The sequence below is a fragment of the Oribacterium asaccharolyticum ACB7 genome, from assembly GCF_000238075.1.
Classification (GTDB): Bacteria; Bacillota; Clostridia; order Lachnospirales; family Lachnospiraceae; genus Oribacterium; species Oribacterium asaccharolyticum.
In genome coordinates, this window is the sequence record NZ_JH414505.1 from 614,209 (window position 1) to 627,548 (window position 13,340).

Consider the following 13,340-nt stretch of genomic DNA (forward strand, 5'->3'; position numbering starts at 1 on the left):
CTGCCTAAAACAATCTCATGGTAGCATAACATAGGACATAATTTATTTCAAATTTATAAATATTTTAAGAAAATTTCTACCGATTAAGAACCAACGGGATATTGCACGCTTTGCGAGCGATACTCGTTATGAAGAAAAAGTCCTCCGTCTATGCGGAGAACCCATAGAAAAAGCACCGCTAGAGCAGCGGTGCCATAAAACGCAGAAAGCCCTGAACGCTTCTTTTCAAGAGGCTTCTTTTCTTTCCCCATTCCGGGCTGACTTCCCGGGAAACACGGAAGACTTCATAGAAATCATCCGCAATGTCAAAAATGCAGGGACTTTCATAAATCAGCACTCCATTTTCAAAATGATGGTAGAGGGAACGGTAGTCAAAGTTGATTGTCCCCACTGTGGCAATGCGATGATCCACCAGGACCTGCTTGGAGTGGATAAAGCCCGGTGTATATTCATAGATGCGCACCCCGGCCCGAAGAAGCTGCGCATAATAAGAGCGACTGATTGCATAAATCAGTTTTTTGTCCGGGATTCCCGGTAAAACAATGCGAACATCCACTCCGCGCCTTGCCGCATTCGTAAGCGCACGGCTCATCTCGTCGGTGATAATGAGATAGGGTGTCGTGATATAAATGCAGTCTTCCGCAGAAGCGATCAGATTAAGATAAACGTCTTCCCCGATCGCCTTATTGTCAATAGGAGAATCCCCGTAGGGGGCACAGTATCCCTCCCCCGGAAAACGATCCCAGTGTCTCGGGAGGTAATTGTAAATCCCGCGCACCAGACTGTCGTCCATCGCATGCCACATCTCCAGAAAAAGCAAGGTCAGCGTTCCGACAGCCTCGCCCCGTAACCGAATGCCCGTGTCTTTCCAATAGCCGTAGGGAGAATGGATATTAAAATACTCATCCGCAAGATTGTATCCCCCCGTAAATCCGATCTGCCCATCTATAACGGTGATTTTCCGGTGGTCCCGGTTGTTCATAAAAAGATTCACAATCGGCACAATGGGATTAAAGATGCGGCACTGAATGCCGCCGTCTTCCAGCTCCTGCACGAAGCGCGGATTCACAAAACCGACAGACCCCACATCATCATAGAAGAGACGCACTTCTACGCCCTCCTTCGCCTTTGCAAGAAGGACTTCCTTCATTTCTCCGAAGCTTTCCCGGTCTTCTATGGCGTGATACTCCATGAAAATAAACTTTTTGGCTCCCCGAAGCGCTTCTATCTGCGCTTCAAAGCCCAGAGTAGCCTCCTTATAAAAGACTACCTCCGTATTTCTGTAAACCGGAAAGCCCGCATATTGCTCCAGCATAGCAAACTGATTTCTTGCTACCCGGCTCTCTCTCCGTAGCGCTTCTAAAACACCGTGACTCTGATCCAGGTAGGGAAAAAGCATTCCGTCCGCGAGCTCAAAACGCTTTTGCATGGTTCTTCTGAAATTGGTGCCGTATACCAAAATATAAAGTACCCATCCCAAAATCGGTGCCGCCATAATAAAAACAACCCAAGTCATCTTGATGGAAGCATTCGTTCTCTTTCCGATGATGGAAAAAATGGAAAGAACGGAAAGAATCCTAAAACCGATTGAAATAAAGATATAATTATCAACAAGGTGAACCAGTATAAGGTAGAACCAGGCAATCTGCAGAAGAACGGCAAACACCACAAAAAGCAGTCTTCCGACACTATTCTTTTGGTCTTCTTTGTGGATGACTTTCGTCTTTTTCGGCATAACCGGTTCCTTCTTTCCTTCTTAATCTACCTTTCATTTTAGCACAGATTTGCTTTTCTGAAAATTCATCCCGCCTACTGTTTTTCCGATCCGGCATTTTCTTGCAGAAAATGCTCTAAATAACTGAGCGGAAAAGGCGGTGAAGCAAGAGGCTTTACCGCGAGCTGCATCAGAAGAATGGGGTTGTCATCGGCAAGCGCTCTGTTTAAATTCAGTTTTCCGCAACGGTTGCAGCGGTGAAGAATGCTCCAGTCTCCGTCCTCTCTGGAAACAACCGCAATCGGCTCCATTTTCCCGTGACAGGATGCCTTCCGGTCCCCGGGTTCTTCATCCACATGGAGACTGTAGAGACAATACGGGCAATGATTTCTGTGGTTGGAGCCGGCCCCATCCGGATGAATCTCCTTTCCGCAATTCGCGCAGGAGAAGCTCTCCATGCAGGCCTCTGTGCGATAATCCGCATGTATAGACTCTCTTCCCTGCTGCCGTAAGCGCTGCTTATCCGCCTGCTGCACCGTCTGTCTTTCCGCCTGTTGCGTCGCCTGTCTTTCCGTCTGCTCCCTTCCCGACACTGCAGAATCTGTTTTCCTTTTTTGCTGTCCCGGCCTTTTTGCCTTTCTTTTCACCGCCATTTCCCCGTTCTTCATTCCCGCTTTTCTCCTAACTTGACAAGGTAATTTTTTAACAATATTATACCATTCTGGCTTGCAAACAACCTTTTTATTCCGTCCAATCCGGCAGCTTCTTACTCATGGTATAGGTCAGAATGGCAATTTCCAGGAAGAGCCTGTCGCTATGCTCCCGGAAATTCCTATGGATTAATTTTCCGATTTGCTCCATTCGATACTTCACCGAATTCGGGTGAAGAAACATCCTCTCCGCGGCAAGCTTCAGATTCCAGTCACACTCCGAAACAACCTGCAAAGTCTCCAGCATGTTTTTCCCGTTTTTCCGGTCATAGTCGAGTAGAGGTTGCAAACAATTTCTACAGGCCTCCAAAGCTTCCTGATTGTCCAAAATCGGAAGAAAAATCCGGAATAAATCCATTTTTTCATAATACAAAATACGGTTAAACCAGGAAAAAATATAGCTTAAGCGAATGACTTCACGGGCCTCCTGATAGCTCAAATGAATTTGCTCTATATTCTCGTAATATCTGCCGATTCCGAAAGAAATGGTAAAGGGGATATTTATAATGCATCTCTGAATCCGAGAAAAGGCTTCGGCGATATTCTTCTCCATCAGCTTCCGTTCCTTCGGCCGAATGCTCAGAACAAAAATAATGATGTCGCTCAGCTTCACATAGTGGGCATTCGGGTAGAGTTTCAAAATCTCCCGAATGGAAATGTCAAAGATTTCCGTACTCATTTCCTCCAGCATCTTACTTGTGTTGTTGCTGAAATTCCTTTTGAAGCGTTGCTTAATGTTGTTGATATCCACTTCCAAGACGATTCCGCCATGATGAAAATCCCAGCCGAAGATTTCCGCACGATTATGAATTTCGGTTTCGCTCTTAATATTGTGAATCAAAATATCCTGAATCAGAAGCCCTTTATAGCGTTCCGCAACCTGCCGGTTGGAGATGATGGTTTGCTCTCGCAAGATAATATTTGTGGTTGTATTTTCCAGTGCAATCTTAAAACCCGGATCTTTTTCCTGCATCAATAATGCATTAGCACTTTCCTCTTCCGTCTCCCGTTCCAAGACCCCTTTTTCAAAAATAAGTACGCCGAAGCTTCGACTTTGGTTGGCAATCAGATGAAGATCATACCGTGTCCGGTCAAGATCTCGATGAGAAAGAATTCTTTCCGCCTGCAAGTGCTGTGCAAGGCTGCTGTCCGAATCCGAATACCAGATTTGCACCGTTTCAAAATCCAAAAACGCTGCTGGAACCCCCACTATCGACATGAAAGTCGCAAGGATATCGGGGATACTGGCGTCGCTCACGGCCAGTTCCGTGAACTTGGTATGAATAAGATTCGCCTGAATCAGACGGTTCGTTTGCTGATTCACCAGTTCACTTAAAATAGGATTGATAATATCCGCATAGGGAAACTTCTGCGGAATCAAAAGAAGAGGAAGACCGAGGTTATCGGCAAGTGAAACTGCAGAATCCGGAATGTTCTCGATATAACGCCCTTGCTTTATCCCGAGCGCACTGGCCTTTCGCCGATGCAGGGTATGAATAAAGGCAAGAAGCGCCTCTTCGTCGTCTTTTAACATATAAGCGGTCGTAATGACGAACTCTCCGCCCGAAAGCCATTTGGCACCGTCCGGCGTGTCAATGACCGTCACCGTGCTGATGGCATTTCCTGCACCGGACAAGCCGGCAATCAGAGAAAATTCGGAAAATCTTTTGTCCTTTAAAACATCCTGTATCTTCATAATAAGTCCTATTTTCTGCAAGCGATACAAACCGTGACTTTCATTATACGAAGCGCGAAAGAGGATTGTCAAATACGATGTAGGATTGCATGAGACAATACACTGCAAATACAGTGATACAGTGCAATACGCTGCAGCACGGATGCGACAATATAACAAAGTATGAGCCGACCAATACAGCGAACCGAACGAAGTAAAAGTGACTCCCGAAAGGGACAAAGCCCTAAACGAAAGCCACTTTTACAGAGGCAGGAATTTATGGAAACGCGAGCCTCCTCCCCATTCGAAAACGTGGAGGAAACAAGCGTTATCACCTGTATTTCGAGGATTCAGCTCTTTTAACTGTAGAAATTTCTCTGTATTTTACTTCAGAAATTTCTCCGCAATCGCTACGAAGCTTGCGCTACCCATCCAGAATACATCCTCATCCACGTCAAACTTCGGATTATGATGCGGATAATCGGTCTTCTTGGCCGGATTCGTGGAGCTTAAGAACATAAATGCTCCCGGCGCTTTCTGCAGGTAGAGAGCAAAATCCTCTCCGCCCATGTTCGGGCTCTCTCTATAAGTAACCATATGCTCTCCGAAGATATCCCGGATGGCATCCTGGGCAAAGAGCGCCATATCCTTATCATTGATAACGGGAGGTGCACCCCAGTCCATGGTATAGTCTACACTGCCGCCGAAAGCCTCCGCAGTGGTTTTTGCGATTTCACCGATTCGTTTTGCCAGCTTCTGCCTGATGTCTTCTTTTAAAGCACGGGTTGTTCCCTCAATATGCACGGTTGACGGAATGGCATTGTACTGCTCTCCTCCGCGGATCATGCCCATGGTGATTACCCCCGCATCCGTTGCAGCAATCTCTCTGGCATTGATGGTCTGCAATGCGAGGACGATGTGGGATGCAATATTAATCGGATCAACTCCTTTTTCCGGTGTGGAAGCGTGACAGCCCACGCCCTTTACATCCAGTACAAAACGATCATAGGAGGCCATAATCGGTCCCGGAATACAAGCGATGGTTCCGCAGGGAATCGTCTTATCCAAGATGCTTCCGATGTGGATTCCGAAAACCGCATCCACGCCTTCCATTCCGCCGTTCTCAATCACAATAGCGGATCCCTTAGCCAGCTCCTCTGCGGTCTGGAAGAAGAAACGAATCTCGCCGGAAAGCTCTTCTCTATGCGGGTAGAGCACCTTGATTGCCCCGAGCAGCATAGCCGCGTGCGTATCATGTCCGCAGGCATGCATGCATCCCGGATGCGTCGAGCTAAAGGAAAGACCCGTATCTTCCGTAATCGGAAGAGCATCCATGTCCGCGCGAAGAGCAAGAACCTTTCCCGGTTTTCCACACTTCATAGTCGCAATAACGCTGCTGTCCTTCTCGGAAAGTGTATAGGGAATGCCGATTTCATCCAGCTTCTTCACAACAAACTCACGAGTCTTCGGTAAGTTAAAGCCCAGCTCCGGAATCTTATGCAATTCTCTTCGCATAGCCACAATTTCCTCTTGCAAATCTTTACACTCTTTCCACCACATATTTTCCTCCTTTTATCTATGCAGTTCTATTCTTATTTCTTTCTCCATCCTTTATGCCGCCTGTGCCTTCTTCTTATCCATGACATAGAAAATTCTGGAAAAAATAACCGTTCCGAATACCGATAAGAGGATAATGAGCCAAGCCGGAAGTCCGCCGACAGCCTTGCAGCAAATGGGAATTGCCAAACCAATCAGCGCGAGCTTCGGGTTCTTTATTCCGAAATTTCCGAGTGTTGCACCGAAAATAGCTGCGGAAGCATAGGATTTTAAGCCTTCACTTACAACTGCAGGCAAAACGGTAACTACTGCTGCTCCCACAAAGGCCGCCGCCGTAGTGGCAATGAGGTTCGTGATGATGGAGCCGCAGATTGCCATGGTGGAAACCACCTCCGCCTGAATGGTTCCGGGCTCACTCTTCGTCACATCCTGTGCAAGAGCCGCGCAGGGAACACGCATATTTCCGATATTTCCGGAAAGGAAGCTAAGGTAAGTTCCGGACATGCCGAGTGCCGCATAATAAGAAACCGGCTCTACTACATAGAAGGCTCCGAAGGAAATCAGAAGCATTCCCCAGGCTTCAAGAACGAACTTCGGATTAGGCCAACAGTTATAACGAATACAGAGGTAAAGCACCGGGATAAACGCGGTAATTGCCGCCAAAATATTCGTAGGGCTTCCTATTAAGATACTTTTCTTTCTCCAAATCGGCATATATTCTTTGCTATCCATAACTTTGTCTCCTTTCCCTTATTTCCCGAAGAGGATGGCAACCGCAATCCCCAGAATCATAGCGATTCCCAAAGAATACTCCGCAAGCTTCGGAACCTTAGGCACAACGAATTTTCCGAGAAGAATCATAAATATCGCACCGCCAAAGCAAGCATAGGCGTTTCCGATGTTCAAGTCGCTAAGGCCGCCTTTTCCGATAATGAGATTTGCAAAAAGGTAGGCAAAAATACCGATGGAGCAGGCTGTGGACATTGCGGCAAGCCACTTCATATCACCACCGGACATCTTTTCTCTGATTTTCTCAAGTCCCGGTGTGGCAACTCCGGTGAAAAGAAGCCAACCTGCACCGTTTAAAGCCATGGCAAACCAGGAAACCGCAAGCACTTCTATGTTGTAGCCGGGGTCGGAAAGTCCTTTCTCCAAGCCGCAAGCCTGTGCACCGTAGGTTGCCGCAGTGAGCTCGGTCGGAGCCGCACCAATAATCGAAAGGCGAAGCCAAGACATCGGTCCGCCGATAACGGACATCAGTCCTACCATGATGATGAATACTCCGAGTGCCGGTCCAATAGCGGAAATCAAGCCGATTTTAAACGCCTTCTTCGGAATCTCCGGATCCACGTTACAAACCTTGGTTGCCTTTTTTGCTTCCCGGATATAGAGGAATGTCTGGAGGGCGGAAATAAACACGGTAAAGCCCGCCAGAAGCCAGAATATCGGAAGATTGGAAATTTTTACATGATCCATAAATTCTCCTCCTTCATGATGTCGGTAACTATGGGATAAGTCGCACGCTTATCCCGCTCAACTTGTTTTAATTTTAACAAAATCAAGTTCCGAATTGTATTGATTATAAACACAAAGAAAGCCTATTTTCTTTGTTATTTTATACAAATTATGTAAAGCTCAACAAATAAAGAGAAGTAGATTGTGTGCATTTTTAATAAAAATAAATAATAGATGTTTTATTTTTTGTTTAAAATACCCCTGTATCCTCATGCAAATTTCTTGACAGCGAAGAAGCCTAGTACTAGGATTATATTAGTTTAAACTAACTTATTTGAGAGAAAGGCGATATCATGAAGAAAAAAAAGGACCATGAGTGTCTTGCTAAGAACTGTTCTCATCAGGAAAAAAACCCTTCTCCGATTCTTTGGGCTCTGTCTCAGACCGGCTCTCACAAAGGGGAATATATAAAAAGTGTACTTTTTGCCGTCATCGGCGTGGCCTTTTCCCTTGCCCCGTATTTTGTCATTGTAGAAATAGTAGATGGCCTGATGAGCGGCAATCGGGACTTCTCCTTCTACCTTGGAAAATGTCTTATTACAGCACTCCTTTGGATAGGGAGGGTCCTTTTCCATTCCCTTTCCACAGGGAAAAGCCATGCGGCGACCTTTGCGGTTCTCGGGGAGATTCGAAAACGTTGTACGGAAAAACTCATCCGTATGCCCCTGGGTGCCGTACAGGAACAAAGTTCCGGAGCCTTAAAAAGTACAATCATCGAGCGGATTGACAGTATGGAAACCACGCTCGCGCATATTGTGCCCGAATTCACGGCGAACCTTCTGATTCCCCTTTGCATTCTCCTATACATTTTTAGTCTGGATTGGAGAATGGGGCTTGCCGAGCTCCTTACTCTTCCTGTCGGACTCGTAAGCTTTGCCGTCATGATGGGCGGCAGTCAGAAGTTTTATGAGCATGCCGTGGAAGCCACGAAAACCTTGAACAATACCTCCGTGGAATATATCGGAGGGATTCAAGTCATCAAAGTCTTCGGAAAAACAAAGTCCAGTTACGCACGCTTTGTAAGAGACGCCTATGAAGCGGCAAACAGCTATATTTCCTGGATGCGATACTATATTCTCCCTATGACCTTTTCTCTTGCCGTCATGCCGGCAACCCTCCTCCCCGTTCTTCCGATTGGGGGAATTTTGGTTCGTAGCGGAACGCTTAGCAGCAATCACTTTGTGATGATTCTCATTCTTTCCGTAGGACTTGTTACCCCTCTTATCACTTTGATGAGCTATGGCGATGATTTCCAAACCATGGGAACCATTATGGGCGAGGTAAGAGCTCTTCTGAATGCCCCGGAAATGGAGCGCCCGAAAGAGGGAGATTCTCCGGAGAAAAACGACCTGGCGCTTCGCGATGTCCATTTTTCCTACAAAGAAAAAGAGGTATTGCACGGCATTTCCATGGAGATTCCGGAAGGAAGCTTCGTTGCCCTGGTTGGCCCGAGCGGTAGCGGAAAGAGCACGATTGCAAGGCTGATTGCCTCGCTTTGGGATGTAGAGAAAGGCGGTATTTTCCTAGGAGGAAAGGATATCCGGGAGATTCCGCAGGAGGTCTACGCCGAAAAGTTCGCCTTTGTCTCTCAGGATAACTTTCTGTTTAATAGGAGCGTGCGGGAAAATATCCGACTGGGAAATCCCGCCGCAACGGACAGTGAGGTGGAAGAAGTTGCGAGGAAGGCCGGCTGCCATGATTTTATCCTCTCTCTGGAGAAGGGCTATGATACGCTCGTAGGAAACGCAGGCGGCCATCTTTCGGGCGGCGAGCGCCAGAGAATTTCCATAGCAAGAGCCATGTTAAAAGCCGCTCCCATTGTGATTCTTGACGAGGCGACCGCCTATACCGACCCGGAAAATGAAGCCCTGATTCAGCGTTCTGTCTCCAAGCTCACCGAGGGAAAGACCTTGATTGTCATTGCGCACCGCCTAAGCACCATCGTTGATGCAGATAAAATCTTCGTTATAGAGGACGGAAGAATCAATGACTCCGGAACCCATGAAGAACTCTTATCTCGAGGAGGACTGTACAGCGCGATGTGGAAAGCGCATGAGGAGGTGAAGGACAATGCTTAGTATCATTCGTCATTTCTTTCAATTTTGCGGAGTGGAAAACCGCAGGAAATTTACCCTTTCCCTTTTTCTCGGAGTTGGTGACGCTTTTTTCAACGCTTTAAAAATTCCCGCTATTGCCGTGATGTTAAAGGCTCTTCTCGCTTCCGAAATCCGCATGGAGGACATTTTCCTAAGCCTCGGCATCATGCTCCTCAGCATCCTCGGTATCAGTCTTATCAAGTCGAAAAGCATGATGTTGCAAACCGAAGCGGGCTATGATACCTGCGCAAGAAAAAGAGTGGAAATCGCGGAGCACCTCCGTTACCTTCCCATGGGCTATTTCAATCAGAATTCCCTCGGGCAAATCAGCTCTGTCACAACGAATACCATGCAGATGCTGGAAAATGTGGCTACCCGCGTGATTATGCAGGTTTCGGAAGGCTTGCTCACCACAAGTCTTATCATTCTTATGCTCTTTTTCTTTGACTACCGTATCGCTCTCGTTCTGCTTGTCGGCTTTGTCCTCTTCCTCTTCTGTAACAGCGCTTTGCAAAGGACAGCCGGGAAGCTTTCCGGACGGAAAATCGAAGCCGAATCCACTCTTGTGGAAAAGGTGCTCGAGTACCTCCAAGGGATGGCGGAGGTCAAGGCTTACCATTTAAGCGGAGAAAAGAGCCGGGAGCTAAACGAGGCCATTCATGAAAATGTGCGGATCAACACGGAAATGGAGCTCTCCTTTATTCCGATAATGGCTCTGCAAAGCCTTATTGCAAAGCTCAGCGGCGTCGCCATGGTGCTCTTTTCCTGCCTTTTCTACTGCAGCGGCAGTATGACCACCTTAAATGCCATTGTCATGGTCATCTCCGCTTTTATTGTAAATGCGAGTCTGGAAAGTGCCGGAAGCTATTCCGCCCTCCTCCGTATCGTGGATATAAGTGTGGATAGAGCGGAAGAAATTCTCCGCACCCCGCAAATGAGTATTTCGGGAGAGGACATCCAGCCGAAAAAAAGAGAACTTTCTGCGGAAGCGCTTGCCTTTTCCTACGATCAGCGTTTAATTATAGATGGAATATCTCTCGCAATTCCGGAACACACGACCACAGCCATTGTCGGACCGAGCGGCAGCGGAAAAACCACTTTAGTCAGTCTACTTGCGCGCTTCTGGGATCCGGAAAAGGGAAAAGTTCTGCTCGGCGCGCGAAACGTCAAGGACTACGACATGGACAGCCTTATGGCGAATTTCAGTTTCGTCTTCCAAAATGTCTATCTCTTCCACGACAGCATCTTGAACAATATCCGCTTTGCCCGTCCGGAAGCATCTTTAGAGGAAGTGATCGAGGTTTCCAAGAAGGCCTGCTGCCACGACTTTATCACTGCGCTCCCTGACGGCTATGACACCGTAATCGGAGAAGGCGGCGCCTCTCTTTCCGGCGGAGAAAAGCAGAGAATTTCCATTGCCCGCGCCATGATGAAGGACTCGCCCGTCATTTTCCTGGACGAAGCCACCGCGAACGTAGATCCGGAAAATGAGAACGAGCTGATGCACGCCATTTCCTCTCTCACGAAAGAGAAGACCGTGATTCTGATTGCCCACCGCTTAAAAACCGTTTCCAAGGCGGATCAGATTCTGGTCCTCGATCACGGTAAAATCGTGCAAAGAGGAACCCATGAAGAGCTGCTTAAGGAAGACGGCCTGTACAGGGATTTCATTCAGGAAAGAAAAGAGGCGGTCAGCTGGAAGGTCAGAAAATAAACATTTCCCCCGCTGCATTCTTCCAAAGCCTGAAGCTAATGCTATAGAATCTTCCTGTCGATTATTCCAAGGGAGATAGGAAATCGAAAGGCTCAAAGAAAGGATGCTTATGAAGGTACTGATTTACGGAGTTGGCCTTACAGGAAGGCAAATCTATAAAAATATCAAAAATGATGTCCAAGTCATCGGTTTTTTAGATGGAAACCCTGAGAAAAAGGGACAGACTGTTACGGATGGATTACTCTGTTTCGGAGGGGTGGAGAGCCTTTCAGAACTGGACTATGATTGTATTTATATCGGCTCTCTTTTTTGGAAAAATATCCGGAAGGCCCTGCTGGACAGCGGTGTTTCGGAGGACAAGATTGTAATCGATCTCCCGGAAGATCCCATTTCGGATATTCGGAATACCTGGTTGGCCTCCTATGCAAAGCTATATAAGGGCACTACTGTATCCGTCGCGGAAGGCGGTGTGTTCCGAGGAGAATTTGCCAAATTCATCAACAAGGCCTTCCCTGATTCCAAGCTCTACTTATTTGATACCTTTGAAGGCTTTGATAGCCGGGATGTGGAATATGAGTCGAAAAATTATTCCTTCGGCTTGAATGCCCATGAATTTTCCAATACTTCCATCGATTTGGTGATGTCCAAAATGGAGCATCCCGAAAATGTCATCCTCCGAAAAGGCTTCTTTCCGGAAACCGCAGAAGGAATTGATGAGCAGTTTTGTTTCGTACATTTAGACTTCGATTTGTACCTTCCGATCCTGGAAGGCCTGCGGTTCTTTTATCCCAAAATGATTGAGGGAAGCGTCATTCTGATTCACGATTACTACAATATCGGATTACCCGGGGTAAAGGATGCCATTGAAGATTATGAAAAAGAAATTGGAAGAACAATCTATAAGATGCCAATCGGAGAAGACCAGAGTATTGCTCTTATAAAGGATATTCGTTCATAAGCGCTTAAAGGAAAGAGTAGTACGTTTTAAGGGAAGAATAGCATGGATTTTACTGCAAAGGATTTTATTATCTCGGAAAATGAAGACTTCGCCCTCGTAAATAAGCCGGTCGGAATGGATTCGGAGCGCGCACCGGGCGAGGGCTTTTTTCCTGTGCATCGTCTGGACAAGGTCGCAAGCGGGCTTCTTCTTTATGCCAAAAATCCGCGCAGTGCAAAAAAGCTTTCCGAATCCCTCCAAGAGGGGAAAATCAAAAAGAGATACCATATTATTGTGGAAAGTGCCGGCGATACTTCCAAAGAAGATGACGAAGCTCTGTCCGTCAAAACAAACAGCACGAAGAATACAGGCTCTTCCACGGCTAAGCGACTTCCGAAAGAAGACTCTTCCGAAGCTAAGCGGCTTCCGAAAGAAGGCTCTTCCGAAGCTAAGCAGCTTCCGAAAGAAGGCTCTTTCTCCGACTATCTTTATAAAGATGTGAAGAAGCAGAAGATGTTTCCTGTAAAAAAGCTCCGTAAGGGGGTGAAAGAAGCTGTCCTCCATTATCAGGTTCTAAAAGAAAAAGACGGCCTCGCCCTTGTGGATGTGGAACTCGAAACCGGGCGTTTCCACCAGATTCGCGCGCAATTCTCCGCACACGGCTTTCCCCTCTTCGGAGACGGAAAATACGGTTCCCGTCAGAAGGGGAATGTTGCCCTGCATTGCTATACCCTCTCCTTCCCGGATCCAAAAAGCGGAGAAGAACTGCATTTTGCAATTCAGGACAGGGACGAAGAGCCCTGGAGGAAATTTTAGAGCATCTAAAGCCCCCCACTTATAGATTTACTCAAGTTTTTTCTACATAGCAGTTTTATCTAATTTATTCTTTACCGCTTCATTTTTTCTTTTTCTTGAAAAATTGGAAAATTCATATTAATATATCTATGAGTATGAAAATTCGTACAAAAATAAGTACAAAAATCTTCTTTGCTTATTTTTATATATTTTTCTTGCATAAGTGTTTTAGCCCATCTAAATTTTAAACAGAAAGGAGCAAAAATGGTTGCCTTAAAAACTGCCGACATTCGTAATGAATTTAAAAAAGTAAGCGATATGGTACATACCGGTGAAAAAGTCTTGATTTCTCGCCCTCGTAATGAAAATCTGGTTATCTTGAGCGAAAAGGAATATAATGAGTTGGAAAGAATTCGAAAAAATAGCGAATATCTAGCAAAAATTGATGCTTCTATAGAACAAGTAAATCAGGGAAGAACGGTCACAAAAAGCATGGAAGAGCTTGAGGACATGGCCAAATGATGGTAACTTTTACAGAAAATGCGCTGGAGGAGTATATTTCTTGGCAAACAGAAGACAAGAAAACTCTCAGGCGCATTAATCAACTGATTAAAGATATTTAGGAGG

General features: G+C 46.3%; 12 protein-coding genes. 6 read left to right on the forward strand and 6 right to left on the reverse strand.

The genetic code is table 11. The annotated features are described in order from the left end of the window. Positions 1 to 178: 178 nt before the first annotated feature. The 6 genes from cls to HMPREF9624_RS07645 all read right to left on the reverse strand — a co-directional run bounded on the left by cls (position 179) and on the right by HMPREF9624_RS07645 (position 7,132). Positions 179 to 1,735 (reverse strand): cardiolipin synthase, encoded by a 1,557-nt coding sequence (gene cls / locus HMPREF9624_RS07620; RefSeq protein ID WP_009537263.1) that lies wholly within the window; start codon positions 1,733 to 1,735, stop codon positions 179 to 181. A 74-nt stretch (positions 1,736 to 1,809) separates the two neighbouring features. Then, positions 1,810 to 2,382 (reverse strand): RNHCP domain-containing protein, encoded by a 573-nt coding sequence (locus tag HMPREF9624_RS07625; protein WP_009537264.1) that lies wholly within the window; start codon positions 2,380 to 2,382, stop codon positions 1,810 to 1,812. Positions 2,383 to 2,455: 73 nt separating this feature from the next. After that, positions 2,456 to 4,120 carry a PucR family transcriptional regulator gene (locus HMPREF9624_RS07630; RefSeq protein ID WP_009537265.1) on the reverse strand — a complete coding sequence of 555 codons (1,665 nt, stop codon included), beginning with the start codon at positions 4,118 to 4,120 and terminating at the stop codon, positions 2,456 to 2,458. Between the two features lie 363 nt (positions 4,121 to 4,483). Continuing rightward, positions 4,484 to 5,659, reverse strand: coding sequence for a M20 metallopeptidase family protein (locus tag HMPREF9624_RS07635; RefSeq protein ID WP_009537266.1), 1,176 nt, complete (start codon positions 5,657 to 5,659; stop codon positions 4,484 to 4,486). Positions 5,660 to 5,710: 51 nt separating this feature from the next. Next, complete coding sequence (locus tag HMPREF9624_RS07640; protein WP_009537267.1) at positions 5,711 to 6,388, reverse strand: hypothetical protein; 678 nt, start codon at positions 6,386 to 6,388, stop codon at positions 5,711 to 5,713. Positions 6,389 to 6,406: 18 nt separating this feature from the next. Continuing rightward, on the reverse strand, positions 6,407 to 7,132 hold the full coding sequence (locus HMPREF9624_RS07645) for a DUF5058 family protein (RefSeq protein WP_009537268.1): 726 nt from the start codon (positions 7,130 to 7,132) through the stop codon (positions 6,407 to 6,409). A 332-nt stretch (positions 7,133 to 7,464) separates the two neighbouring features. Here HMPREF9624_RS07645 and HMPREF9624_RS07650 point away from each other — a divergent pair, with 332 nt between their 5' ends. The 6 genes from HMPREF9624_RS07650 (at position 7,465) to HMPREF9624_RS11560 (ending at position 13,336) form a co-directional block, all read left to right on the forward strand. After that, positions 7,465 to 9,249: an ABC transporter ATP-binding protein gene (locus tag HMPREF9624_RS07650; RefSeq protein WP_009537269.1), complete on the forward strand. Its 1,785-nt coding sequence runs from the start codon at positions 7,465 to 7,467 to the stop codon at positions 9,247 to 9,249. Further along, on the forward strand, positions 9,242 to 10,981 hold the full coding sequence (locus HMPREF9624_RS07655; protein ID WP_009537270.1) for an ABC transporter ATP-binding protein: 1,740 nt from the start codon (positions 9,242 to 9,244) through the stop codon (positions 10,979 to 10,981). Before HMPREF9624_RS07650 ends, HMPREF9624_RS07655 begins: the two co-directional genes overlap by 8 nt. A gap of 109 nt (positions 10,982 to 11,090) precedes the next feature. Next, on the forward strand, positions 11,091 to 11,939 hold the full coding sequence (locus HMPREF9624_RS07660) for a TylF/MycF/NovP-related O-methyltransferase (RefSeq protein WP_009537271.1): 849 nt from the start codon (positions 11,091 to 11,093) through the stop codon (positions 11,937 to 11,939). Between the two features lie 42 nt (positions 11,940 to 11,981). Further along, positions 11,982 to 12,734, forward strand: a complete 753-nt coding sequence (locus HMPREF9624_RS07665; RefSeq protein ID WP_009537272.1) for an RluA family pseudouridine synthase — start codon at positions 11,982 to 11,984, stop codon at positions 12,732 to 12,734. Between the two features lie 243 nt (positions 12,735 to 12,977). After that, positions 12,978 to 13,235 carry a type II toxin-antitoxin system Phd/YefM family antitoxin gene (locus HMPREF9624_RS07670; protein ID WP_009537273.1) on the forward strand — a complete coding sequence of 86 codons (258 nt, stop codon included), beginning with the start codon at positions 12,978 to 12,980 and terminating at the stop codon, positions 13,233 to 13,235. Continuing rightward, positions 13,235 to 13,336, forward strand: a complete 102-nt coding sequence (locus HMPREF9624_RS11560; protein WP_081465291.1) for a type II toxin-antitoxin system YoeB family toxin — start codon at positions 13,235 to 13,237, stop codon at positions 13,334 to 13,336. The genes HMPREF9624_RS07670 and HMPREF9624_RS11560 overlap by 1 nt, the downstream gene beginning before the upstream one ends. Positions 13,337 to 13,340: the final 4 nt, after the last annotated feature.

Excerpts from the sequence above, each read along its gene's own strand:
- HMPREF9624_RS07645 (WP_009537268.1), bottom strand. The coding sequence starts at position 7,132 with ATGGATCATGTAAAAATTTCCAATCTTCCGATATTCTGGCTTCTGGCG.
- HMPREF9624_RS07650 (WP_009537269.1), top strand. The coding sequence starts at position 7,465 with ATGAAGAAAAAAAAGGACCATGAGTGTCTTGCTAAGAACTGTTCTCAT.
- HMPREF9624_RS07625 (WP_009537264.1), bottom strand. The coding sequence starts at position 2,382 with ATGAAGAACGGGGAAATGGCGGTGAAAAGAAAGGCAAAAAGGCCGGGA.
- cls (WP_009537263.1), bottom strand. The coding sequence starts at position 1,735 with ATGCCGAAAAAGACGAAAGTCATCCACAAAGAAGACCAAAAGAATAGT.
- HMPREF9624_RS07655 (WP_009537270.1), top strand. The coding sequence starts at position 9,242 with ATGCTTAGTATCATTCGTCATTTCTTTCAATTTTGCGGAGTGGAAAAC.
- HMPREF9624_RS07660 (WP_009537271.1), top strand. The coding sequence starts at position 11,091 with ATGAAGGTACTGATTTACGGAGTTGGCCTTACAGGAAGGCAAATCTAT.
- HMPREF9624_RS07635 (WP_009537266.1), bottom strand. The coding sequence starts at position 5,659 with ATGTGGTGGAAAGAGTGTAAAGATTTGCAAGAGGAAATTGTGGCTATG.
- HMPREF9624_RS11560 (WP_081465291.1), top strand. The coding sequence starts at position 13,235 with ATGGTAACTTTTACAGAAAATGCGCTGGAGGAGTATATTTCTTGGCAA.
- HMPREF9624_RS07670 (WP_009537273.1), top strand. The coding sequence starts at position 12,978 with ATGGTTGCCTTAAAAACTGCCGACATTCGTAATGAATTTAAAAAAGTA.
- HMPREF9624_RS07665 (WP_009537272.1), top strand. The coding sequence starts at position 11,982 with ATGGATTTTACTGCAAAGGATTTTATTATCTCGGAAAATGAAGACTTC.
- HMPREF9624_RS07630 (WP_009537265.1), bottom strand. The coding sequence starts at position 4,120 with ATGAAGATACAGGATGTTTTAAAGGACAAAAGATTTTCCGAATTTTCT.
- HMPREF9624_RS07640 (WP_009537267.1), bottom strand. The coding sequence starts at position 6,388 with ATGGATAGCAAAGAATATATGCCGATTTGGAGAAAGAAAAGTATCTTA.